The sequence below is a fragment of the Novosphingobium sp. P6W genome (assembly GCF_000876675.2).
GTDB lineage: Bacteria > Pseudomonadota > Alphaproteobacteria > Sphingomonadales > Sphingomonadaceae > Novosphingobium.
Genome location: NZ_CP030352.1, coordinates 2,786,161 through 2,809,041, shown reverse-complemented (window position 1 = coordinate 2,809,041; position 22,881 = coordinate 2,786,161). Strand labels below are relative to the sequence as shown.

Genomic DNA, 22,881 nt, shown 5'->3' with positions numbered 1-22,881 from the left:
CATGGCAGACGAAAACAACAACGAACAGCCGGTCTCGGCTGAAGCACCCCAGGGTGCTGCACCGCAGGAAGCCCGTGAGGGTGGACGTGGTCGTGGCGGTCGTGGCCGTGGCGGCAACGACCGCGGCGGTAACGACCGTGGTGGCAACAACCGTGGCGGTCGTCGTGACGATCGTAACGGCCGTGGCCGCAGCGACGAAGATCAGGGCGAAGAACTGATCGAGAAGCTGGTTCACATCAACCGCGTCTCGAAGACGGTCAAGGGCGGTAAGCGCTTCGGCTTCGCGGCACTGGTTGTGGTCGGTGACGGCAAGGGTCGGGTTGGCTTCGGCCACTCCAAGGCTCGTGAAGTCCCCGAGGCGATCACCAAGGCGACTGCTTCTGCAAAGAAGAAGATGATCCGCGTCGCTCTGAAGGAGGGCCGTACCCTCCATCACGACGGCAGGGGCCACTTCGGTGCCGGCAACGTGAACGTCCGTTCGGCTCCGGCCGGTACGGGTATCATCGCCGGTGGTCCGATGCGCGCCGTGTTCGAGAGCCTGGGCGTCGCTGACGTCGTCACCAAGTCGGTGGGCACCTCGAACCCGTACAACATGATCCGCGCCACTTTCGACGCGCTGTCGAACCAGACTTCGCCGAAGTCGGTTGCTCAGCGTCGTGGCAAGAAGGTCGCTGACCTTCTGGGCCGCGCCGGCGGTGTTTCCGAAGTGGAGGCCGAGGCCGCCGCTGAAGCCATCGTGGAGTAATCATCATGGCGAAGATCAAGATCAAGCAGATCGGTTCGCCGATCCGTCGCCCTGAAAGCCAGAAGAAGATCCTCATCGGTCTTGGCCTGGGCAAGATGAACCGTGTCGTGGAGCGTGAAGACACTCCCGAGGTTCTTGGCGCGATCGCCAAGCTGCCGCACATGGTGAAGATCGTCGACTGAACCTTCGGGTTTGGATGATGACACAGACAGGGCCTCGGTGGAAACACCGGGGCCTTTCTGCATGAGGCGCGGGCGCGGGGAGGGGCAGTGTGACAACACTCTTCCCACTATCGCCCTCTGTGCTATTCGCCTCCGCTCCATCGCGACGGCCCTTTCGTTGGCTGCGCGGACTTTCGTTTTTGTATTGGCCATTCGGGGACAAGTCTTGATCGACAAGCGGCTTCTGGCAGTCTCGTTTCTGTGCCTGGGCGCGTTGGGCGCCGCCGCCTGTTCGCGGCAGGACGCGGGGGATGACGTCATCGGCGGCGGCACCGCGCTGGCCAAGTGCAATGACGTGCGCTCCAACACGGCATTCCTGGAACGCCTGAGAAAAAGCGACGACGCAGTTCGGAAAGCGCTGGGCAACGGCACCGCAAATGCCGTCGCCGAAGCGAACGACGCACTGGACGCGGGCGACTACCGACTTGCAGCGGCAACCACTGCTCGGGGGATAACAACGGAGCCTTACGGGGTGCAGTGCCGGGTGATCGGCGGCCTGTCGCCTTGGTCGGTGCGCGCATTGGCCTTCGTTGCCGACGATACTGCCAAGAGCGACAAGCAGATGCCGGACGACACGGTGACGGGCTTTGGTCGGCGCTATAACGCGACGATGCTGGCCGATCCGCGCTACCCCTATGCCGATGTTTGCCGCGGCCTCGACAAGGCCGGTCCCCCTCAAACGGTTTCCGACAACCCTGATACCGGCATCGTTCAGCCCTATGGCTTCGCCGAACTGGGCGCCGCGCGAATGGCCTATGGCCTGGGCGCGGCCGCGAGGCGAGGGTCGGTCTACGACATCGGGGTGCTGATCGAGCGCGACAAGCAGGACGTGAACGCGCCCGACATGTTCGGCCTGACGCCTTTGGCGTGGGCAGTCGCCTATCACCGATGGCCTGCGGCTGAAGCACTGCTGCAGGCGAAGGCAAGTCCGACAGGCGCGGTGTGCCAGTCGGTCATCGACCGTGAATCGCCCTTGCAGGTCGCTCGGATCATGCGTTGGTACGCGATGATTCGTCTTATGCGTCCGCTGGTCACAGAAGATGAATTCGCCAGCTTGCGCCAGAAGCCGCGCTGGGACGATGCCAGTCTCTCGGAATTCAATCACGCGCTGACCGAACTCAAGGAGCGCTATCAGCGCATCCTGAAGCGCCAGGACTTCGCGCGCCACGACCTCAATTTCCAGGTCGACGAGCAGGGTAACACGACGGAGTGCAAGATGGATCCGGCCTCGGTCTCGCCGGGCTTCGACAAGGAATTGTGCGGCCTCGCGGTGGAAATCGTGCGCTGGACGCCGGCCCGCGATGCCTTCGGAACGCGCGTGCCAGAAAGTGCGAAACTGCTGGTGGGCTTCGGCGGAGGAAGCTGAGGGTTCGGACAGCGCTATGGTAAGGTAGCCTCCAAGCTTCAAATCAATACGTGACATGGGGGCCCTTTTCCTCTAACGGGCCCGACTTCCATCAAGCGCGACCAAAGCGAAAGCGAGTGCAGACCATGAAATTGAATGACATCCGCGACAACGCCGGTGCCCGTCACCGCCGCATCCGCGTCGGCCGTGGTATCGGTTCGGGTAAGGGCAAGACCGCAGGCCGCGGCCAGAAGGGCGCCAAGGCGCGTTCGGGCGTTTCGGTCAACGGATTCGAGGGCGGCCAGATGCCGCTCCACATGCGTATTCCTAAGCGCGGCTTCTCGAACAGGAAGTTCGCCAAGGACTACGCAGAAGTGAACCTCGGCCTGATCCAGAAGGCGATCGACGCTGGCCAGCTCGACATCTCCGGCGTGGTTGACCATGCCGTGCTGAAGGCTGCTGGCATGGCACGCGGTGGCAAGGACGGCGTGCGCCTCCTCGCCAAGGGCGAACTGACGTCGAAGGTCACCTTCAACGTTGCAGGCGCGTCGGCCGGTGCTGTCGCCGCTGTTGAAAAGCTCGGCGGTTCGGTGATCCTTCCTGCCAAGGAAGAAGCTGCAGCCTGAGGCTGTTGCTAACGCGCCAAAGCTAACGGAAGAGGGCGGGCGCCAGGCGCTTCGCCCTCTTTTGCTATTGGGCTCATTCCGGTGCTCCGTGCATTTTGCGCGTCAAGGGCTTTCAGACATCGTCCGAATGTCTATATGGCCAGTTTCCTTCCAAGGTTCGACAAGGCAGGCCACAGCCGCTAAGGGCGAATCCGATTAGAACATTCGAGGCTTTCAGAACGTCATGGCTTCCCGCGCCGACAATATTGCCAGTACGCTGAGCCTGGCCAACTTCTCCAAGGCCACCGAGCTCAAGAAGCGCATTCTGTTCACCATTGGTGCGCTGATCGTGTTCCGCTTCCTGAGCTTCGTTCCGCTGCCCGGCGTGAACCCGCTGATCCTCGAATCGCTCTACAGCAAGACACAGGGCGGTATCCTCGACCTGTTCAACACCTTCTCGGGTGGCTCGCTTTCGCGCATGAGCCTCATCGCGCTTGGTGTGATGCCTTACATCACCGCGTCGATCGTGGTGCAGCTGGCCGCCTCGCTTCATCCGGCGCTCGTCGCGCTGAAGAAGGAAGGCGAAGCCGGGCGCAAGAAGCTCAACCAGTACACGCGCTACGGCACTGTTGGCCTCTGCGCGCTCCAGGGATACTTCTTGGCCGTGAGCCTGGAAGCCTATGGCGCGTCGAGTGGTCTCGAAGCAGTCGTCGATCCGGGCGTCATGTTCCGCATCGGTGCGGTCATTAGCCTCGTTGGCGGCACGATGTTCCTGCTGTGGCTGGGTGAGCAGATCACCTCGCGCGGCATCGGCAACGGCGTTTCGCTCATCATCATGGCGGGCATCGTCGCTCAGATGCCAACCTTCGCCAGCAATGTGGGCCAGGCTTACAGCGCAGGCGACACCGGTACTTTCCTGATCGTGGCGCTGATCGCGCTGCTGGTCGCGATGATCCTGATGATCTGCTTCTGCGAGCGTGCGACGCGCCGCCTGCTGATCCAGTATCCCAAGCGTGCGACGCAGCGCGGCATGATGCAGGCTGACCGCAGCCACCTGCCGCTCAAGCTCAACACCGCAGGCGTGATCCCGCCGATCTTCGCCAGTTCGCTGCTGCTGCTGCCGCTGACCATCACCCAGTTCGCCGGCAATACGCTGAGCCCGGACTCGACGATGGGCAAGGTCGTGGTCACGCTCAACCAGTACCTGGGCCACGGCAAGCCGCTTTACATGCTGCTTTATGCTGCCGGCATCGTGTTCTTCTCATTCTTCTACACTGCGGTCGTTTTCAATCCGGAAGAGACCTCGGAGAACCTTAAGAAGAACGGCGGGTTCATTCCGGGCATTCGTCCGGGCAAAAACACCGCGACTTATCTCGACTACGTGCTCACGCGAATCACGGTGATCGGTGCGATCTATCTCACCATCGTCTGCACGGTGCCTGAGTATTTCCTGTCGATGACGGGCTTGCCGCTCCTGTTTATGGGTGGCACCAGTCTGTTGATCGTGGTGAACGTGACCGTGGATACGATCACGCAGATTCAGTCGCACTTGCTGGCACACCAGTATGGCGACCTTATCAAGAAGGCGAAGCTGAAGGGCCGCCTGCGCTGACGGCAGCCGCCTCGGCGGCTGAAGAAAGCGGACGAAGACCGCATAAAACTTGAGGGGGTAAAGGCGTGAATATCATTCTTCTCGGACCGCCGGGGGCAGGCAAGGGCACACAGGCCCAGCGCCTGGTCGAGAAGCACGGCATGCGGCAGCTGTCGACCGGCGACATGCTTCGCGCTGCGGTCAAGGCTGGTACGCCGACCGGGCTTGAAGCCAAGGCCGTGATGGAGCGCGGCGAGCTGGTTTCGGACGCAATCGTCTCCGCGCTTATCGGCGATGAACTCGACGCGATGGGCCCGGAAGCGGGCGCCATCTTCGATGGCTATCCGCGCACCGAGGCTCAGGCCCAATCGCTCGATTCGATCCTTGACGTCCGCGACCGCAAACTCGATCACGTAATCGAGCTGCACGTGAACGAGGACGCGCTTGTCGAGCGCATCACCGGCCGTTTCACATGCGCAACGTGCGGTAAGGGCTACCACGACACGTTCGAGAAGCCTCACGTCGAAGGCACCTGCGACAAGTGCGGGGGCCACGAGTTCAAGCGCCGTCCTGACGACAACGCTGAGACCGTGCGTACGCGCATGGCCGAGTACCGCGCCAAGACCGCCCCTATCCTGCCGGTCTACGAGGCCCAGGGCATCGTCGCCAAGGTCGACGGCATGGCCGACATGGACGAGGTGACCGCAGCGATCGAGGCGATCCTCGCCAGGTAGGCGCATGGCCCGGATGCTGGCGGCGTCGCCAGTGCCGGGCGCAAGGGGCTGGTATACGATGAAGCGTCTTGCAATCGCACTTGCCACGGTCACGGGTTTCGGCGCTGCGGCGGCGCCGCTGCCGGCAGCGGCCAGCGTCGCGCAGGTTTCTCAGAACGGCTTCGTGGTGCGCCACCTCATCGACGTGTCGACTTCTCCTGAAGAGACCTGGGCGGTGCTGATCAAGCCTTCGGTCTGGTGGGATTCCGACCACACCTGGTCCGGTGAAGCGGCCAACCTCTCGCTCGATGCGCGGGCAGGGGGCTGCTTCTGCGAAATCCTGCCTAACGCATCGTCGGTCAAGGCCGCGCCGCACGGCAGTGTCGAGCATATGCGGGTGATCTACATAGAGCGGCCGCGCGCGCTGCGCCTGCTGGGTGCGCTGGGCCCGATGCAAGCCGATGCAGCAAATGCCACTTTGACTATCCAGCTCAAGCCTAGTGCGAAAGGCGGTACGCAAGTGCTGCTGGAGTACGTTGTGGGCGGATTTACTCGTACGCCTTTCGAAAAGCTCGCGCCGGGCGTCGATGCGATGCTGGGTCAACAGGTCCGCCGTCTCGGCGAAAAGCTGGGCGGTTCTTTCTCTGCGGCGTTCCCGCCGGGGCAGCCGGAGACCGATAGCGAACCGACTGTGCCTGTGGTTCCTGAGCCGGTCGAAGCCGCGCCTGTGACGAGTGGGGTCGTGCCGCTGGCGCAGGAGCCACTGTCCGGTGATGGGACGATCGTGGGCCGCTGAAGGCCGTGCGCATCACGTGCTTTGACTAGCCTGGTGATTTGCGTTAAACACTGCTCACAAGCGCGGCCGACGCATCGCCATTTGGCGGGCGGTCGCTGTACTTCGGCGCTCCGGGCGTTGACAGCCTGCGCGAATCGTTCTAAGCGCGCCCTTCACTCGACAGCATACGGCTAGTCCGGCAAGGCCAAGAGCGCAGTGTTCCAGGAACCAGCGCGTTTCGCCAACCGGGCTTTTGCCATTTCTATTCGGGTGTTCACAGCGTTGAGATAGGGGTCGCTTTCGATCCCTGTGGAGCAGGAGTTTTTTAAGTGGCACGTATTGCCGGGGTCAATCTCCCCACCAACAAGCGCGTTATCATCGCGCTCACCTACATCCATGGTATCGGCCGCACCAAGGCCGTTCAGATCGCCGACAAGCTTGGCATCGACCACACCCGCCGCGTGCAGGACCTGTCGGACGCCGAAGTCCTGCAGATCCGCGAAACCCTGGACGCCGACCACACGGTCGAAGGTGATCTTCGTCGCGAAACCGCGATGAATATCAAGCGCCTCATGGATCTCGCCTGCTATCGTGGCCTGCGTCACCGCAAGGGCCTGCCGGTCCGTGGCCAGCGCACGCATACCAATGCGCGCACCCGCAAGGGCAAGGCCAAGGCTATCGCCGGCAAGAAGAAGTAAGCTGGGCGGGCCGCACTCCGGCCCCCGGTTTCCCCACGCGATATATCGACAGGAACTACGAACATGGCACGCGAACCCCAGCGCATTAAGCGCCGCGAGCGCAAGAACATCACGAGCGGCATTGCCCACGTGAACGCAAGCTTCAACAACACCATGGTGACCATCACCGACGCCCAGGGCAACGCGATTTCGTGGTCCTCGGCCGGCGCGATGGGCTTCAAGGGCAGCCGCAAGTCGACCCCGTATGCCGCTCAGGTGGCCGCGGACGATGCAGGGAAGAAGGCCGCCGAGCACGGCGTCCGCACCCTCGAAGTCGAAGTCAAGGGCCCGGGTTCGGGCCGTGAGAGCGCACTGCGCGCTCTGGCTGCCGTGGGCTTCACCATTACCTCGATCCGTGACGTCACGCCGATTCCGCATAACGGCGTGCGTCCCTCGAAGCGCCGCCGCGTCTGATCGAGCTAATGCGGGCGACGACCGGTCGTCGCCCGTCTTCGGAACGTCCCGGGCCTCTCCACCAGGCCGTCGGGGCGTAACCGCCATCACTCCCAGGGGAAGTCCATGACTGTCAACATCAAGAACTGGCAGGAACTCAAGAAGCCGAACAGCCTTGAGATCAAGCCGGGACCAGACCCCAAGCTGAAGGCGACGTTCGTTGCCGAACCTCTCGAGCGCGGTTTCGGCCTGACGCTCGGCAACGCGCTGCGCCGCGTGCTGCTCTCCTCGCTGCAGGGCGCCGCGATCACCTCGATCAAGATCGAGAACGTGCTTCACGAATTCTCGTCGCTCGCCGGCGTGCGCGAAGACGTCACGGACATCGTCCTCAACGTCAAGCAGATCGCGCTCAAGATGCAGGGCGAAGGCCCCAAGCGTCTCCAGCTCTCCGCCACCGGCCCTGCCGCGGTGAAGGCTGGCGATATCGCCGTTTCGGGTGACATCGAGGTCATGAACAAGGACCTCGTGATCTGCCACCTCGACGAGGGCGCGACGCTGAACATGGAACTGACCGCCGACACCGGTAAGGGTTATGTCCCCGCCGTGTCGAACCGTCCAGTCGACGCGCCGATCGGTCTTATCCCGGTCGACTCGCTCTACTCGCCGGTGCGTCAGGTCAGCTACAAGGTCGACAATGCCCGCATCGGGCAGGAACTCGACTTTGACAAGCTGAACCTCACGGTCGAGACCGACGGCACCGTCACCCCGGAAGACGCCGTGGCTTATGCCGCGCGCATCCTCCAGGACCAGTTGGCGCTGTTCGTCCACTTCGAGGACATTGCCCCCGTCGGCCAGTCGCCGATGATCGGCATGGCCGCTGGTGGTACTTCGGCTTCGGAAGAGAGCGACACCAACCAGCTCAACCGCTACCTTCTCAAGAAGGTGGACGAGTTGGAACTGTCGGTCCGTTCGGCAAACTGCCTCAAGAACGACAACATCATCTACATCGGCGATCTGGTCCAGAAGACCGAAGCCGAGATGCTGCGTACGCCGAATTTCGGCCGCAAGTCGCTCAACGAGATCAAGGAAGTTCTCTCCTCGATGGGTCTGCGCCTTGGCATGGACATCCCGGGCTGGCCGCCCGAGAACATCGAAGAGATGGCCAAGAAGCTCGAGCAAGAGCTGCTGGGTTAAAGTCTTCAAGCGTGATCCCGGCCTCGGTCGGGATCATGTTTTTCAGGGTATCGGCAGTCCCCCTCAAGCGGCTGCCAGGACCGGGCTACCTGATACGGGCCCCTTACGAACGGAGTATTGAAAATGCGTCATAAAATGGGCGGCCGCAAGCTGCAGCGCAAGTCCGGCCACCGCACAGCCCTGCTGCGCAACATGGCCGCCGCGCTGATCAAGCACGAGCAGATCAAGACCACCACTCCGAAGGCCAAGGAACTGCGTCCTTACCTCGAGAAGCTGATCACGCTTGCCAAGAAGGGCGGTCTTTCGAACCGTCGTCTGGCGCACGCGCGCATCCTGGACGAGGCTCAGGAAGCCAAGCTGTTCGAAGTTCTGGCCGAGCGCTTTGCTGGTCGCGAGGGTGGTTACACCCGCATCATCAAGGCCGGCATCCGCGCTTCGGACGCTGCCCCGATGGCGATCATCGAACTGGTTGACCGTGACGTCACCGCCAAGGGTCAGGATTCTGGCCCGGTGAACGCCGATGCCGAGGAATTCGCCGAGGCCTGAGCCCCGGCGGCCCTGACGGGTTAGCAAAAAGCGGTCGCGAACTTCGGTTCGCGGCCGCTTTTTCATGCTGGCACGCGCCTTTCCCTTCCACCTGCATATGCTAGAAGGGGGCCAAGTAGCGCGGGTCGGGAAGGATACGTGAAATGCACCGCCTGCGGGCGCTGATCGGAGGCTTGCTGCTTTGCACGGGTGTACCCATCTGTGCTGAAACCATGCCGGACATCGACTATCCGCAGACCCGGCGCGATCCGATCGTCGAAACTCTGTTCGGCGAGGATATAGCCGATCCCTACCGTTGGCTGGAGGGCGACGTTCGCGGCGCGCCCGAGGTAGCGGACTGGGTCGAGCGCGAGAATGCGGTGACGCAAGACTACCTTGCCACTCTCGCCCAACGCGGACGCTTTGCGAAGCGCATCAGAAGTCTCATGGACTACGAGCGCTTCGGACTGCCGGTGAAGGCGGGCGGCAGCTATTTCTATACACGCAATTCCGGCCTGCAGAATCAGGCCCAGTTGTTCGTGCGCAAGGGGCTTACCGCTAAGCCGCGCCTGCTGCTCGATCCCAATGCTTGGGCGGCCGACGGGGCAACCGCGCTGGATGCCTGGAAGCCTTCGCAGAAAGGTAATTATCTCCTCTATAGCGTCCAGGACGGCGGCAGTGACTGGCGGATCCTGCGGGTGCTTGACGTCAAGACCGGGGAGCCGCTGACCGATCAGGTCCGCTGGGCCAAGTTTACCGGGCTCGCCTGGGTGGGCGAGGAGGGATTTCTTTACTCGCGCTTCCCGGCGCCGCAGGAAGGCGCGGCCTTTCAGGGTCTCAACTATGAACAGGCCGTCTACTTTCACCGTCTCGGCACGCCGCAGGACCAGGACGAACTGGTCTATGCGACGCCTGAGCATCCCCAGTACGGCCATGTCGCGGATGTGACGCAGGACGGACGTCTGGCGCTGATTACCAGCCATGTCGGTACCGACGCGCGCCATGAAGTACAGGTGATCGACCTTGCCCACCGCAAGCGCGATGGGTGGAAGGCTGTCCCGCTGGTCACTGGCTTCACCGACGACTGGAAGCTGGTCGAAGGCGCCGGTCGGCGGCTGTGGTACGTGACGAACTGGAACGCGCTGCGCTACCGCCTCGTTGCCATCGACCTAGACGCGGCCAAGCCGGCGTGGACGCAGGTCGTCGCGGAGCGCGAGGACATTCTGGAACGCGCAGGGATCGTCGGCGACCAGCTCGTGCTCAATTACATGCGCGATGCCGCCAGCCATGCCGAGATACTTGCGCTCGACGGCAGCGCAGGGCGGACGCTGTCGCTGAGCGGCATCGGCACGGCCTCGGGTTTCCGCGGGCGTCCGGGCGATCCGGAGACGTTCTACGCCTTCACCAGCTTCAACTGCCCAGCCTCGATCTACCGCATGGACTTGGCCACCGGGGTTACCGCGCCCTTCGCGCAGCCCAAGATGTGCTACGATCCGGGCGCCTACGTCGTCGAGCAACGCTTCTTCACCTCGAAGGACGGAACGCGGGTGCCGATGTTCGTCGTGCGTAGCCGTGCGGTGGCCAAGGCCAAGTTGCCGGTGCCGACGCTGCTGTATGGCTACGGCGGCTTCGACGTTTCCTTGACGCCGGGCTTTTCCTCAACCCGCATGGCGTGGCTCGAAGCTGGCGGAGCCTTTGCGCTGGCGAACCTGCGCGGCGGCGGCGAGTACGGACGTGCGTGGCACGAGGCCGGACGAGGTGCGAACAAGCAGAACGTGTTCGACGACTTTATCGCGGCAGGCGAATACCTGGTGAAGGAAGGCATCGCCAAGAAGGACGGCCTCGCGATCCAGGGCGGCTCCAACGGCGGCCTGCTGGTTGGTGCGGTGGTCAACCAGCGACCGGACCTTTTTGCCGCCGCCGTGGCGCAGGTCGGTGTCATGGACATGTTGCGCTTCGATCGCTTCACTGCTGGCCGCTACTGGGTAGACGATTATGGCCATCCTGACCGCGAGGCCGACTTCAGGGTGCTGCGCGCCTATTCTCCTTACCACAACATCCGCGGCGGGCGCGCCTATCCGGCGATCCTGGTCACCACCGCCGATACCGACGACCGCGTGGTGCCAGGCCATTCGTTCAAGTATACCGCCGCGCTCCAGCATGCCGACCTTGGCGGCAAGCCGCGTCTTATCCGCATCGAGACGCGGGCCGGGCACGGATCGGGCAAGCCCACCGACAAGGCGATAGAAGAAGGCGCGGACATCCTTGCCTTCGTCGCGCAGTGGACCGGGCTGCAATTGCCGCCTGAGGGCACTATCGCGCACGCCGGCACCGAGGAGCGGGGCAACACGCCGTGAGCGGCAGGGCGGTTCAGCCGCGCGACAGCATGAGACGGGTATTTCCCTGACATCAGGCGGCGCGAACAGTGCGCGCCGAGGCTTGGACACTCACCGATGCAGATTTTCCGTTCGCGTACCGCTGCCACGCTGGCCGCGCTTGCCATGGTTTCGATGACCGCGACTCCGGTATTCGCACGCGGTTACAACGACTGGGGTCGCCACCGTCACCATCGTGGCGGCGGGGTCGATGGCGGTAGCCTGCTCGCCGGTTTGCTGGTGGGCGGCGCTGCCGTGGCCATCGCAACGTCGGCCAATAGCAAGAAGTCCGCCGCTGACACGCGCAGCGACGAGCCTGCGCCCTATCGCTACCCTGGCGGTCCCGTTGCGGGCGATCCGGGCTATGGCGACGAGCCAGCCGGCACTGACTACGGTTCGCGCGATTACCCGGACGATTCGGGCGCCGCGCAGCGTTCGGGCCCGGGTGCGGGCCCCGGCAATTTCGACGCTGCGGTGGATGCCTGCTCGGCCGAACTGGAGCAGGGCGGCAAGCGTGTCGATTCGGTCGAGAACGTGCGCCGCATGGGTGAGCGTTACAGCGTCGAGGGCCGGCTCGAAGGCGGAAGTCCTTATGCCTGCAGCGTCGACGATACTGGCCATATCCGCTCCGTCGCTGTCGATGGCCACGCGATGATCTGAACCGGCGCGGGCGGGGCGGCTCAGTCGTCCCCCCGGTGCGCGGGCAGGCCCAGCGACCAGTGGATCGCAGCGCCGCGCAAGGTGAAGCCGGCAACCACGGCAAGCGCCCAGGTCAGTGCCGGTGACAGCCCGAAAGCGATGCCTGCGCCGGCAAGGCACGCCGCCAGCGCCGCTGCCGTCACATAAAGTTCCGGGCGCATCAGGATCGAAGGCTGCCCGGCCAATACATCGCGGATGATACCGCCGATGCAGCCGGTGACCACTCCCATGAGGATCGCGGCTACCAGCGGCGCGCCCCACGACAGCGCCTTGATCGTGCCGAACACCGAATAGACCGCCAGGCCCAGCGCATCCGCCCATTCCAGCAGCACCCCGTTCCACCAGCGCACCGGCGTGAACCACGCAACGAGCGCGACGACGATGCAGACCGGCGCCACGAACGGGTCGTGCACCCAGAACACCGGCGCGCCGATCAGGAGATCGCGCAGGGAGCCTCCGCCTACGCCGGTGATGAGCGCGAAGAAGACCACCGTAACGAACGTCTGCCGCAGCCGCGCCGCCGCCAGCGCGCCGGACAGGGCGAAGACGGCGATACCGAACAGATCGAGCGCAGGTGGCAAGGCGGGAGTGATCGGGGTCATCGCGGCCTCCTAACATGCTGTGCACGGGTTGGCTCTCCCGCAAATACGCTTAGGCGCCGCACTTGCACGGTACGCGCATCGCACTAGGCTGTGCATCCCTTCTCGACCCGAGACATTTGGCGGACTGCCCCATGAAGAACTTCAAACGCCTTTCTCCTGCCGCCCTGCTGCTGGCGAGCGCGGCCTGCACGCAGGTTCCCGGCGAAGTCGCCTCGGTGCCCGCCGCGTCTGCGGCAGAAGAAGCTGCCCCGCAGTCGGGCTACGATCTCGCGACGCAGAAGGACAAGCTGGCAACGATCCCGATGGAGGTCGACAGCGCTTTCCTCAGCGCCGAGGAGCGCGATGTCGTGAACCTGCTCATCAAGGCCTCCGACCTGATGAGCGAGATTTACCTGCGCCAGCGTTATGAGCAAAACCCGCAGGTTCAGCGCGCCGTCTCGATGAACCGCCGCGCCGACCGCGACCTGCTCGTGGAGATGTTCGCGCGCAACTTCGGCCCGTGGGACGAACTGGCCGACCTGCACCCGTTCTGGGGCACCACGCCGATGCCCGAGGGCGCGGGCTTTTATCCCGTGGACCTGACGCGCGCCGATCTGGAAGCCTATGTCGCCGCTCATCCCGACCAGAAGGCCGCGCTGCTCAGCCCTTATACCGTCGTGCGGCGCCAAGGCGCCAAGCTGATCGCGGTGCCTTATTCGGTCGAGTACCGGCAGTGGCTGGAACCGGCTTCCAGGCTGCTGGAACAAGCTGCCGCACGGACGAGCAATGCCAGCCTCAAGAAGTTCCTCGGCCTGCGGGCCAAGGCTTTCCTTTCCGACGATTACTATGAGAGCGAACTGGCCTGGATGGACCTGGCGGGCACGCCGATCGAAGTCGCTATCGGGCCTTACGAGGTTTATACCGATCGGCTGATGGGCGCGAAGACTTCGTTCGAGAGCTTCGTCACGCTCAAGGACCCGGAACAGTCCGCGGCGCTCGCGAAGTATAAAAAGTACCTCAAGGACATGGAGGCGAACCTCCCGATCGAGGACAAGTACAAGAATTTCCAGCGCGGCTTTGAAAGCCCGATTGCGGTGGCGGAGCAGGTGCGCGGCGGGGGCGACAACGTGCCCGGCCCGCAGACCATCGCTTTCAACCTGCCCAATGACGAGCGCGTGCGCGAAGCCAAGGGCGCCAAGAAGGTGATCCTCTCCAACGTGCTGGGCGCAAAGTTCGACCGCACTCTTCAGCCCATGGCGGCGCTGGTGCTGAAGGCCGACCAGGCCCGCCATGTCGCCAAGGATTACATGCAGTACGAGACGCTGTTCCACGAACTGTCGCACAGCCTCGGGCCGGGCTCGATCGTAGTGAACGGTGAGAAGACCACGGTCGACAAGGCGCTGAAGGAACAGAACTCGGCGCTGGAGGAAGCCAAGGCCGACGTCGCCGGGGTGTGGAATATTCTGCTGATGATGCAGAAGGGCGAACTTCCTGCAGCCGAGCGCCCGCAGCTTTTTGCGACCTACTTCACCGGGATCTTCCGTGCGGTGCGCTTCGGTGCGGTTGAAGCGCATGGTAAGGGCGCGGCGTTGCAATATGCCTATCTACGTGCTCAGGGCGCCTTCATCTATGATGCGGCGGCAAAGCGCTACGTAGTGGATGACGCGAAGATGGAGGCGGGGCTGAAGGCGCTGCTCCACGACATGCTGATGCTGCAGGCTACCGGCGATTATGAAGGCACCAAGGCGTTCATGGCCAAGTGGGCGAAGCTGGATGCCGAGGCCGACTTGGCGATCGCCGGGATGACGGCGTTGCCGGTGGATATCCGCCCGGTCTATCCTGATACGCTCTGAGAGAGGGGCGGTTTGCGCGATGGGGCTTCGACAAGCTCAGCCTGAGCGGATCGATAGGCCGGTCTGATAATTTGCTGCGATGGGGCATCACTTTTCTCAACTCCGCTCAGGCTGAGCTTGTCGAAGCCCCATCGCCAACACCCTCAGGGCCGTATCACCACCCGCCCGAACGGGTGCGCCTCTGCAACGAAGCGGTGTGCTTCTATCGCTTCGGACAGGGCAAACTCCCGCTCGATCGGCATTACCAACGAGCCGGCATGGGCGCGGGCGAACAGGTCTGCCAGCAGTTCATGCACGCGCGGGGTATGCATGTCGCGGCCGAAGGAAATGCCGGTTACCTGCATGGCCTTGCGGATCATCTCGAAGAATCCGAAGGTGGGCAAGGTGCCCTCGGCCGCGCCGATCACCGCATAGCGGCCATGACCGCGCAGGGCTTCCACCAGCGCATCCTTAACCTTGCCGCCCGCCAGATCGAGTACGAGATCGACGCCTTTGCCGCCTGTTATCTCCTTGCAACGCGCGGCGATATCCTCCTGCCGGTAGTCGATGCCGTGTGTCAGCCCCAGCGGCGTGATCCTCGCGAGGCGTGATGGGCTGGATGCAGTGCCGATCACGATCGCACCGGCCTGCGCGGCCAGCTGCACCGCCGCCAGCCCGACGCCGCCGGCTGCGCCCTGTACCAGCACCGTTTCGCCTGCCGTCAGGCCGCCATAAGTGAACAAAGCGTCGTAAGCCGTCCCGAAAGCGATCGGCACGACGGCGGCGATATCGAGATCCATGCCCTCGGACACCAGATAGGCATAGGTTTCCGGCACCGCGAATAGCGCTGCATGGCTGCCGCTCCAGTTGAACCCGACGACGCGGTCGCCCAGTCGGAAGCGTGTCACTTCTGCGCCTACCGCAACCACCGTCCCGGCGGCCTGATAGCCCGGCACATGGGGCACGCGCGCCGGGGGCGTGTGGACGCGGTTGAGCAGATCGCCGCCTTCGAGCGAGATCACCTCGACGCGGATCAGCACGGTCTTCGGGCCGACTTCGGGATCGGGCAGCTCGCCATGGTGCAATACCTCGGGGCCGCCGTTTTCGTTGTACCAGACTGCCTTCATCGTTCTCTCCCGGCTTTCGGGCGGGACCTTTGCAGGGCGGCGGCGGGTGTGCAAACTCGCCAAAGGGGCAGCCACTGCGTTGGGGGCTATTTTTGTACCGTGATGGCGGCGGTGCCGTCTGCCCAGACGGGCAAGTAGAGGCCCTGGCCCGCTGCCTTGATACGGCCCGTTCGGGTGCGGGTGACTTTCGCACGGATCAGCAGGTCGCCCTCGCGCTTGTCCTCAATCGCGTTGCCGATCTTGCCCAGCAGCTTGTTGTAGTCGTTCTCGAAGTTCTGGGCGAGCGCGGCGGCGATCGTGGCCGCCATGCCCGGCGTGTTGGCAAGACGCAGGATAAGGTCACCGCCGCGCATGTCGGTGGTGCCGCTGACGGCGAACTGTTCGAAGCCGATCTTGCGTGAATTTTCTGTGTTGGTCGGTATGCCGGTCATCCACACGGTGCCCTTGGTCGGGCCGACCCGCTTCGCAACATCGCTCGCGGTGAATTCGACGCCCACGGCAATGCGTCCGCCGGTGGTGCCGTAGATCGTCGCCTTGCGGAAATCGGCCTTGACCGGTCCGACGCCGGGCACTTCGAAGGCCCTTGCCCCGCGCTTGCGAAGCGCCTTCATCAACACCGGCTCCAGTTCGCGGTAATCGGCGACTACGGGGATGAAGAAGGCCAGGCGGCCGGCCTCCGTTTCCAGTGGGCGCACCGGGGGCAAGGGCGAGGGCGCCGGATCGGCCGGGCGCTTGCCTACGAAGGTTTCGGTCACAGCCTTGACGCCGAGGCGCAGCATCAGCCTGTTACCGTCGAGTTCGTAACCGCCGTACTGCAATTCCGTTGGGCTGACGCGCATCCAGACCGGCGGGTTGTCGCGGTTGAGTGCCAGCGTGGTGAAGGCCGAATTCCAGGCGCGTTCGACCTGGCGGCGGACCTCCAGCTTGCCGAGTTGGCCGGGCAATTCGCGCTCGAGCCGGGCGATCACGGGTGCAAGTTTCCGGTCTGCCTGTTCCGTGAAGTCGATGCGCTGGCCCATGAACTCCATATGCGGGGCGTTGGTCCAGTCGTAGCGGATGTCTACCGTCCCGCGCGGGGTCCAGTCCTGAGCCAGCGTCAGGCGGACGACGGCATGGGCCATGGCGTCCGCAGTGGCGGTCTCCCGCTTGAGCAGGCCGCCGATGTCCTCGGCGCGCACGACGGCATGGAGCGGCATGTCGAGCACGATCTCGCGGCCCTTGCCGGCAAAGCGCAGAGGCCCGCGCCGGACTTCGCCGACGATGCGGCATTTGAGCTTGGGGGTCTTGATGGTGGCAATGCCCAGGTCCACGCTTTTCGACTGCACGCAGGTCTGGTCGGGCTTGTCGATGGTCCAGAGCGTGCGCGGGATATCATCTTCGAGCGCGGCGGCCAGCTTGCCGAGGTCGGCCTGGACCGGGACGGTAATGAGCGAGGCCTGCGGATCGACTTTGATCGCGTCATGGGCGCGGGGAGGGGGGCTATCGTCGCGGCTGCGATTGCAGGCGGAAAGGGCGAGGGTGGGCGCCAGAAGCAGCAATGCAGCGCGATGGAACATCATTCGTGAAACGCCCCGTGGAATGTGGTCGCAGATAAATCCACGAACGGGGCAGGAGGTTCCACAGGCGGGACCAACGAAAAAGGCCGGCGTTTTCACACCGGCCTTCTCGTCGTTCTATCGCAGACAGATCACATGTGGATCGGCTTGCCAGTCACCGCCATCGCCGCTTCCTTGATCGCCTCGGAGTGCGTCGGGTGTGCGTGGCAGGTGTAGGCGATATCTTCACTGGTAGCGCCGAATTCCATCGCCTGCGCGGCCTGGGCGATCATCGTGCCGGCCACCGAGGCAATGCACCATACGCCCAGAACGCGGTCGGTTTCGGCGTCCGCGATGACCTTCACGAAACCGTCCGGCTCGTGGTTGGTCTTGGCGCGCGAGTTGGCCATCATCGGGAACTTGCCGACCTTGATCGCGCCGCGCTCCTTGGCGGCTTCCTCGGTGAGGCCCACGCCCGCGAACTCGGGCTGGGTGTAGACGACGCCGGGGATGACGTCGTGGTTCACGATGCCGGTGAGGCCGGCGATGTTCTCGGCCACGGCGATACCCTCGTCCTCGGCCTTGTGCGCAAGCATCGGGCCGGGGATCACGTCGCCGATCGCCCAGACGCCGTCGACCTTGGTGCCGAAGTCGTGGTCGGTCTCGATCTGCGCGCGGCTGTTCAGCTCAATGCCGATCTTGTCGAGGCCGAGGCCTTCGGTGTTGGGACGGCGGCCGATGGATACCAGCACGACGTCGGCTTCGATGACTTCGGCGTCACCGCCCTTGGCGGGCTCGACAGTGACCTTGGCGGTCTTGCCTTCCACGGTCACGCCGGTGACCTTGGTGCCCATCTTGAGCGTCATGCCCTGCTTCTTGAACAGCTTGCCGGCTTCCTTGCGGACTTCGCCGTCCATGCCGGGGAGCAGCTGGTCGAGGAATTCGACAACAGTCACTTCCGCGCCGAGACGGCGCCAGACCGAACCCAGTTCCAGGCCGATCACGCCGCCGCCGATGACAACCATCTTCTTGGGAACGGAAGTCAGTTCAAGCGCGCCGGTGCTGTCCACCACAACGCCGCCGGCATTATCGATTTCGACGCCGGGCAGCGGAGTGACCGAGGATCCGGTGGCGATGACGATGTTCTTGGCGGTGACGGTCTTGCCGGCCACTTCGACGCTGTGCGCATCCTTGAAGCTGGCATAGCCCTTGAGCCAGTCGACCTTGTTCTTCTTGAACAGGAACTCGATGCCGCCAGTCAGGCCCTTGACGGCGTCCTTGCGCTGGCCCTGCATGGTGTCGAGATCCAGCTCCGGGGTCACCTTGATGCCCATCGCCGCCATGGCACCGTTCTTTGCCGCGTCGAAGTATTCCGAAGCGTGGAGCAGGGCCTTGGAGGGAATGCAGCCCACGTTGAGGCAGGTGCCGCCCAGCGCCTCGCGCCCTTCGGCGCAAGCGGTCTTCAGGCCCAGCTGGGCTGCGCGGATCGCCGCGACATAGCCGCCGGGGCCAGCACCGATGACAAGGACGTCGTAGTCGTAATCAGCCATTTGTAAGGCCTTTCGTCGCGCTGGGGCGGGGCTTCGACAAGCTCAGCCTGAGCGCATTTATCTATTCAAGCGAACGTACCCAACCTCCGCTCACCCTAAGCCTGTCGAAGGGCGAGCGGGAGGGCTGGGCGTATCTTACAGGTCGATCAGGAGCCTGGTGGGATCCTCGATCGCTTCCTTGATGGTCTTGAGCGCGGTAACTGCCTCGCGGCCGTCGATCAGGCGGTGGTCGTAGGACAGCGCGATGTACATCATCGGGCGGATCACGATTTCGCCATTACGCACCACGGCGCGGTCTTCGATGCGGTGAAGACCCAGCACCGCCGACTGCGGGGGGTTGATGATCGGGGTCGACATCAGGCCGCCGAACACGCCGCCGTTGGAGATCGTGAAGGTGCCGCCCTTCATGTCTTCCATGGTCAGCTTGCCGTCCTTGGCCTTCTTGCCGAAGTTCGCGATGGCCTTCTCGATGCCCGCGAAGCCCAGCTTGTCGCAGTCCTTGACGACGGGAACCATCAGGCCGCTCGGCGCCGAGACCGCGATCGAGATGTCGACGTAGTCGTGGTAGACGATCTCGTCGCCGTCGATCTGTGCGTTGACGGCCGGGATGTCCTTCAGCGCCAGGACCGATGCCTTGGCGAAGAACGACATGAAGCCCAGCTTGATGCCGTGCTTCTTGAGGAACACGTCCTTGTACTTGTCACGCGCTTCGATGACGGCCGACATGTCGACGTCGTTGAAGGTGGTGAGCAGGGCTGCGGTGTCCTGCGCGGACTTCAGGCGCTTGGCGATCGTCTGGCGCAAGCGCGTCATCTTCACGCGCTCTTCGCCGCGGGCCGAAGCCGGGACCGAGGCAGGCGCGCCTGCTGCGGCCGGAGCAGCAGAGGCGGGCTTGTTCTTGGCGGCTTCCAGGACGTCGTCCTTGGTGATGCGGCCGTCCTTGCCGGTGCCCTTGATCGACGCGGGGTCGATGCCGTGCTCCAGGATCGCGCGGCGCACGGCCGGCGACAGGACCGAAGCGCCGGCAGAGGCTTCCTCGGTTGCCGGAGCAGCGGTCGGCGCGGGCGCCGGAGCCGAGGCAGCCGGAGCGGCGGCGGGGGCCGCAGCAGGCTTGGCAGCAGCGGGCGCGCCCGAGCCTGCTTCGATGGTGGTGATCAGCGCGCCGACGACGACATTGTCGCCTTCGGCTGCGATGTGCTGGCCCATGACACCGGCATGCGGCGCCATGACGTCGATGGCGACCTTGTCGGTCTCGAGGCTGGCAATGGGCTCATCGGCAGCAACGGCTTCGCCGGGCTGCTTGAGCCACTGGCCGATGGTGGCTTCGGCGACGGACTCGCCGAGCGTGGGGACCTTGACTTCAGTGGACATGGTTTATCTCAAGCCTTCTGCTTGCGACGGAGTTCGGAACGAACGGAAAGATGCAGGGCATCGGCAACCAGCGCCGCCTGTTCGGCGGTGTGGCGCTTGGCGAGGCCCGTGGCGGGCGATGCCGAAGCGGAGCGACCGGCATAGCGAGGACGCGGGGCGGAAACGCCCGCTTCGATGGCGGCTTCCTCGACCAGCGATTCCACGAAGAACCAGGAACCGTTGTTCTTGGGCTCTTCCTGGCACCAGACGACTTCCTCGAGGTTCGGCATCTTGGCAAGACGCTTGGCCAGCGGTTCGCCCGGGAAGGGGTAGAGCTGCTCGATGCGAATGATCTGGGTGTCGGTGATTTCGGCGGCGTCACGCGCTTCGAGCAGGTCGTAGAAGACCTTGCCCGAGCAAAGGATGACCTTCTTGGTGTCCGCGTCTGCCGAGGGGTTGGGATCGGACAGGATGCGCTTGAATTCGCCATCGAGGAATTCCGAAGCGGCCGACTTTGCAAGCGGGTGGCGCAGCAGCGACTTGGGAGTCATGATGACGAGCGGCTTGCGGAACGAACGGCGCATCTGACGGCGCAGGACGTGGAAGTAGTTCGCCGGGCTGGTGATGTTACAGACCTGGATGTTGTCCTGCGCGCAGAGCTGCAGGTAACGCTCCAGACGGGCCGAGGAGTGCTCCGGACCCTGGCCTTCGTAGCCGTGCGGCAGCAGCAGGACCAGGCCGTTCGCGCGCAGCCACTTGGATTCGGCCGAGGCGATGTACTGGTCGATGATGATCTGCGCACCGTTGGCGAAATCGCCGAACTGGCCTTCCCACAGGACCATGGTCTTGGGGTCGGCGCTGGCGTAGCCGTACTCGAAACCGAGTACGCCATATTCCGACAGGGTGGAGTCCAGCACCTCGAAGCGGCCGTGGGGCAGCGTGGTGAGGGGCGTGTACTTGTGTTCGTCGGTCTGGTCGGTCCAGACGGCGTGGCGCTGGCTGAAGGTGCCGCGTCCGCAGTCCTGACCGGACAGGCGCACGCCGTAACCTTCGGAGACGAGGCTGCCGAAGGCGAGCGCCTCCGCCGTGGCCCAGTCGAAGCCTTCGCCCGACTTGAACATCTCTTCCTTGGCAGCAAGCACGCGGGCCAGCGTCTTGTGGACGGTGAGGTCCGCAGGAACGGTGGTCAGCACGCGGCCCAGGCTTTCGAACAGCTTGGGTTCGACCTTGGTGTCGACGTTGCGGCGCGCAGTCTCGGGATCGGCGGGCTTGTGGAAGCCGCTCCACTGACCTGCGAACCAGTCGGCCCGGTTGGACTTGTAGGTCTTGGCGGCCTCGAACTGCTCTTCCAGATGCGCGGTGAAGGCATCTTCGGTCTGGCCGAGGAACGCATCGTCGATCACGCCTTCGGCCTTCAGCTTGTCGCTGTAGATCTTGCTGACCGGGGGGTGCTGGCGGATCTTGGCGTACATCAGCGGCTGCGTGAAGCCAGGCTCGTCGCCTTCGTTGTGGCCGAAGCGGCGATAGCACCACATGTCGATCACGATGTCGCGCTTGAAGGTCTGGCGGTAGTCGATCGCCAGCTTGCAGGCGAACGTCACTGCTGCCGGGTCATCGCCGTTGACGTGCAGGATCGGTGCCTGGACGCCCTTGGCGACGTCCGAGGGATACGGCGAATTGCGCGCGAACTGCGGGCTTGTCGTGAAGCCGATCTGGTTGTTGATGATGAAGTGCAGGCAGCCGCCGGTGTTGTAGCCCTTCACGCCGGAAAGGCCGAAGCATTCCCAGATGATGCCCTGGCCGGCGAAGGCCGCATCGCCGTGGATCAGCACGGGGAGGACCTGGTTGTGCTTCGCGTTCGGGCCGACATCGTCGCCGATATCGTCCGCGATCACCTGATAGGCGCGGACCTTGCCGAGCACGACCGGGTCGACCGTTTCGAGGTGCGAGGGGTTGGGCATCAGGCTCATGTGAACCTTGACGCCGTCGAACTCACGGTCAGCCGAAGTACCGAGGTGGTACTTCACGTCGCCCGAGCCGCCGACGTCCTCGGGGTTGGCGGTGCCGCCCGAGAATTCGTGGAAGATGACCTTGTAAGGCTTGGCAAGGACGTTCGCGAGGACGTTCAGGCGGCCGCGGTGGGCCATGCCGTAGACGATTTCCTTCACGCCGAGCTGGCCGCCATACTTGATGACGGCTTCGAGTGCGGGGATCATCGATTCGCCGCCGTCCAGGCCGAAGCGCTTGGTGCCGACGTACTTCTTGCCGAGGAACTTCTCGTACTGCTCGCCGCGGACGACGGCTGCAAGGATCGCCTTCTTGCCTTCTGGCGTGAATTCGATTTCCTTGTTGGCGCCTTCCATGCGCTCCTGGAGGAAACGGCGTTCTTCGACATCGGAGATGTGCATGTATTCCAGGCCGACCTTGCCGCAGTAGTTGGCGCGCAGGATCTGCACGATCTCGCGCACGGTTGCCCACTGCAGGCCTAGGGTGCCGCCGACATAGACCTTGCGGTCCTGCGCGGCGCCGGTGAAGCCGTGGTATTCCGGGGTCAGGTCGGCAGGCAGCTTGCGCTGGTTCAGGCCAAGCGGATCGAGGTCCGCTGCAAGGTGACCGCGCACCCGGTAGGTGCGGATCAGCGTCATGGCGCGGAACGCATCGTCCGCTGCCTGATCGATGCTGGCCTGATCGACCTTGCCGCCGTCCTTGGCAGCCGCCTTGACGACTTCTGCCTTCAGAACCGTGGGGTCGAGGCCCTGCGTCCAGTCGTCCTCGGCGTCACCGCCGACGAGCGGCCAGTTGCCGCGCTGCCAGCTGGGACCGGCCTGGGGCTCTTCCAGCGCCATGTCGGGGGTGAATTCGAAACTCTCGTCGCCCATAGGAATCACCTATCGCCACGCCGGACACAGGTGTCCCGGCGTTGTCTGTGTGTTCGCGGCGCTGACGGTTCCCGGGGAGGAGGGCCGAAATGCCGCTCGGTAGTGGCGC

Annotated in this window: 20 protein-coding genes; 14 read left to right on the top strand and 6 right to left on the bottom strand. The window is 64.1% G+C overall.

The annotated features are described in order from the left end of the window. The first annotated feature begins 1 nt into the window (after nucleotide 1). The 13 genes from rpsE (at nucleotide 2) to TQ38_RS13395 (ending at nucleotide 11,879) form a co-directional block, all read left to right on the top strand. The gene (gene rpsE / locus TQ38_RS13455) at nucleotides 2–745 is read left to right on the top strand and encodes a 30S ribosomal protein S5 (RefSeq protein WP_043971082.1); all 744 of its coding nucleotides are present in this window, start codon (nucleotides 2–4) and stop codon (nucleotides 743–745) included. Between the two features lie 5 nt (nucleotides 746–750). After that, nucleotides 751–927 (top strand): 50S ribosomal protein L30, encoded by a 177-nt coding sequence (gene rpmD / locus TQ38_RS13450; RefSeq protein WP_043971080.1) that lies wholly within the window; start codon nucleotides 751–753, stop codon nucleotides 925–927. Between the two features lie 205 nt (nucleotides 928–1,132). Then, nucleotides 1,133–2,332, top strand: a complete 1,200-nt coding sequence (locus tag TQ38_RS13445) for an ankyrin repeat domain-containing protein (RefSeq protein ID WP_043971078.1) — start codon at nucleotides 1,133–1,135, stop codon at nucleotides 2,330–2,332. 125 nt (nucleotides 2,333–2,457) lie between these two features. Further along, a complete protein-coding gene (gene rplO / locus TQ38_RS13440; protein WP_043971076.1) occupies nucleotides 2,458–2,937 on the top strand; it encodes a 50S ribosomal protein L15 in 480 nt (159 codons plus the stop codon). A 223-nt stretch (nucleotides 2,938–3,160) separates the two neighbouring features. After that, nucleotides 3,161–4,528 carry a preprotein translocase subunit SecY gene (gene secY / locus TQ38_RS13435; protein WP_043971074.1) on the top strand — a complete coding sequence of 456 codons (1,368 nt, stop codon included), beginning with the start codon at nucleotides 3,161–3,163 and terminating at the stop codon, nucleotides 4,526–4,528. A 65-nt stretch (nucleotides 4,529–4,593) separates the two neighbouring features. Beyond that, on the top strand, nucleotides 4,594–5,241 hold the full coding sequence (locus TQ38_RS13430; protein ID WP_043971072.1) for an adenylate kinase: 648 nt from the start codon (nucleotides 4,594–4,596) through the stop codon (nucleotides 5,239–5,241). Nucleotides 5,242–5,299: 58 nt separating this feature from the next. Then, nucleotides 5,300–6,016 (top strand): hypothetical protein, encoded by a 717-nt coding sequence (locus tag TQ38_RS13425; protein ID WP_043971070.1) that lies wholly within the window; start codon nucleotides 5,300–5,302, stop codon nucleotides 6,014–6,016. A 308-nt stretch (nucleotides 6,017–6,324) separates the two neighbouring features. Further along, complete coding sequence (gene rpsM, locus TQ38_RS13420; RefSeq protein ID WP_043971067.1) at nucleotides 6,325–6,693, top strand: 30S ribosomal protein S13; 369 nt, start codon at nucleotides 6,325–6,327, stop codon at nucleotides 6,691–6,693. Between the two features lie 63 nt (nucleotides 6,694–6,756). After that, nucleotides 6,757–7,146 carry a 30S ribosomal protein S11 gene (rpsK, locus tag TQ38_RS13415; RefSeq protein WP_043971065.1) on the top strand — a complete coding sequence of 130 codons (390 nt, stop codon included), beginning with the start codon at nucleotides 6,757–6,759 and terminating at the stop codon, nucleotides 7,144–7,146. A 105-nt stretch (nucleotides 7,147–7,251) separates the two neighbouring features. Further along, entirely contained in the window at nucleotides 7,252–8,319 is a 1,068-nt protein-coding gene (locus TQ38_RS13410) for a DNA-directed RNA polymerase subunit alpha (protein WP_043971063.1), read from the top strand. A 123-nt stretch (nucleotides 8,320–8,442) separates the two neighbouring features. Beyond that, complete coding sequence (rplQ, locus tag TQ38_RS13405) at nucleotides 8,443–8,865, top strand: 50S ribosomal protein L17 (RefSeq protein ID WP_043971061.1); 423 nt, start codon at nucleotides 8,443–8,445, stop codon at nucleotides 8,863–8,865. Nucleotides 8,866–9,008: 143 nt separating this feature from the next. Next, complete coding sequence (locus TQ38_RS13400; RefSeq protein ID WP_043971059.1) at nucleotides 9,009–11,201, top strand: prolyl oligopeptidase family protein; 2,193 nt, start codon at nucleotides 9,009–9,011, stop codon at nucleotides 11,199–11,201. Between the two features lie 96 nt (nucleotides 11,202–11,297). After that, entirely contained in the window at nucleotides 11,298–11,879 is a 582-nt protein-coding gene (locus tag TQ38_RS13395; protein WP_205316034.1) for a hypothetical protein, read from the top strand. 20 nt (nucleotides 11,880–11,899) lie between these two features. Here TQ38_RS13395 and TQ38_RS13390 read toward each other — a convergent pair whose 3' ends face one another. Continuing rightward, entirely contained in the window at nucleotides 11,900–12,520 is a 621-nt protein-coding gene (locus TQ38_RS13390; protein WP_043971057.1) for a trimeric intracellular cation channel family protein, read from the bottom strand. A 131-nt stretch (nucleotides 12,521–12,651) separates the two neighbouring features. On the opposite strand from TQ38_RS13390, the gene TQ38_RS13385 reads away from it, so the two are divergent. Further along, nucleotides 12,652–14,352 (top strand): DNA mismatch repair protein MutT, encoded by a 1,701-nt coding sequence (locus TQ38_RS13385; RefSeq protein ID WP_043971055.1) that lies wholly within the window; start codon nucleotides 12,652–12,654, stop codon nucleotides 14,350–14,352. A gap of 143 nt (nucleotides 14,353–14,495) precedes the next feature. Here the strand turns inward: TQ38_RS13385 and TQ38_RS13380 are convergent, their stop codons facing one another. The 5 genes from TQ38_RS13380 to TQ38_RS13360 form a co-directional block, all read right to left on the bottom strand. Beyond that, nucleotides 14,496–15,458: a zinc-binding alcohol dehydrogenase family protein gene (locus tag TQ38_RS13380; RefSeq protein WP_043971053.1), complete on the bottom strand. Its 963-nt coding sequence runs from the start codon at nucleotides 15,456–15,458 to the stop codon at nucleotides 14,496–14,498. Between the two features lie 86 nt (nucleotides 15,459–15,544). Continuing rightward, nucleotides 15,545–17,017 (bottom strand): DUF4403 family protein, encoded by a 1,473-nt coding sequence (locus tag TQ38_RS13375; RefSeq protein ID WP_240197893.1) that lies wholly within the window; start codon nucleotides 17,015–17,017, stop codon nucleotides 15,545–15,547. Between the two features lie 128 nt (nucleotides 17,018–17,145). Next, on the bottom strand, nucleotides 17,146–18,543 hold the full coding sequence (gene lpdA, locus TQ38_RS13370; RefSeq protein WP_043971051.1) for a dihydrolipoyl dehydrogenase: 1,398 nt from the start codon (nucleotides 18,541–18,543) through the stop codon (nucleotides 17,146–17,148). Nucleotides 18,544–18,678: 135 nt separating this feature from the next. Next, nucleotides 18,679–19,914, bottom strand: a complete 1,236-nt coding sequence (gene odhB / locus TQ38_RS13365; protein ID WP_043971049.1) for a 2-oxoglutarate dehydrogenase complex dihydrolipoyllysine-residue succinyltransferase — start codon at nucleotides 19,912–19,914, stop codon at nucleotides 18,679–18,681. Between the two features lie 8 nt (nucleotides 19,915–19,922). After that, nucleotides 19,923–22,772 carry a 2-oxoglutarate dehydrogenase E1 component gene (locus TQ38_RS13360; protein WP_043971048.1) on the bottom strand — a complete coding sequence of 950 codons (2,850 nt, stop codon included), beginning with the start codon at nucleotides 22,770–22,772 and terminating at the stop codon, nucleotides 19,923–19,925. Between the last annotated feature and the right edge of the window lie 109 nt (nucleotides 22,773–22,881).

Excerpts from the sequence above, each read along its gene's own strand:
- TQ38_RS13400 (WP_043971059.1), top strand. The coding sequence starts at position 9,009 with ATGCACCGCCTGCGGGCGCTGATCGGAGGCTTGCTGCTTTGCACGGGT.
- rplO (WP_043971076.1), top strand. The coding sequence starts at position 2,458 with ATGAAATTGAATGACATCCGCGACAACGCCGGTGCCCGTCACCGCCGC.
- TQ38_RS13385 (WP_043971055.1), top strand. The coding sequence starts at position 12,652 with ATGAAGAACTTCAAACGCCTTTCTCCTGCCGCCCTGCTGCTGGCGAGC.
- TQ38_RS13375 (WP_240197893.1), bottom strand. The coding sequence starts at position 17,017 with ATGATGTTCCATCGCGCTGCATTGCTGCTTCTGGCGCCCACCCTCGCC.
- TQ38_RS13410 (WP_043971063.1), top strand. The coding sequence starts at position 7,252 with ATGACTGTCAACATCAAGAACTGGCAGGAACTCAAGAAGCCGAACAGC.
- lpdA (WP_043971051.1), bottom strand. The coding sequence starts at position 18,543 with ATGGCTGATTACGACTACGACGTCCTTGTCATCGGTGCTGGCCCCGGC.
- rpmD (WP_043971080.1), top strand. The coding sequence starts at position 751 with ATGGCGAAGATCAAGATCAAGCAGATCGGTTCGCCGATCCGTCGCCCT.
- TQ38_RS13380 (WP_043971053.1), bottom strand. The coding sequence starts at position 15,458 with ATGAAGGCAGTCTGGTACAACGAAAACGGCGGCCCCGAGGTATTGCAC.
- rpsE (WP_043971082.1), top strand. The coding sequence starts at position 2 with ATGGCAGACGAAAACAACAACGAACAGCCGGTCTCGGCTGAAGCACCC.
- TQ38_RS13360 (WP_043971048.1), bottom strand. The coding sequence starts at position 22,772 with ATGGGCGACGAGAGTTTCGAATTCACCCCCGACATGGCGCTGGAAGAG.
- rplQ (WP_043971061.1), top strand. The coding sequence starts at position 8,443 with ATGCGTCATAAAATGGGCGGCCGCAAGCTGCAGCGCAAGTCCGGCCAC.
- rpsK (WP_043971065.1), top strand. The coding sequence starts at position 6,757 with ATGGCACGCGAACCCCAGCGCATTAAGCGCCGCGAGCGCAAGAACATC.
- TQ38_RS13390 (WP_043971057.1), bottom strand. The coding sequence starts at position 12,520 with ATGACCCCGATCACTCCCGCCTTGCCACCTGCGCTCGATCTGTTCGGT.
- odhB (WP_043971049.1), bottom strand. The coding sequence starts at position 19,914 with ATGTCCACTGAAGTCAAGGTCCCCACGCTCGGCGAGTCCGTCGCCGAA.
- secY (WP_043971074.1), top strand. The coding sequence starts at position 3,161 with ATGGCTTCCCGCGCCGACAATATTGCCAGTACGCTGAGCCTGGCCAAC.
- TQ38_RS13425 (WP_043971070.1), top strand. The coding sequence starts at position 5,300 with ATGAAGCGTCTTGCAATCGCACTTGCCACGGTCACGGGTTTCGGCGCT.
- TQ38_RS13395 (WP_205316034.1), top strand. The coding sequence starts at position 11,298 with ATGCAGATTTTCCGTTCGCGTACCGCTGCCACGCTGGCCGCGCTTGCC.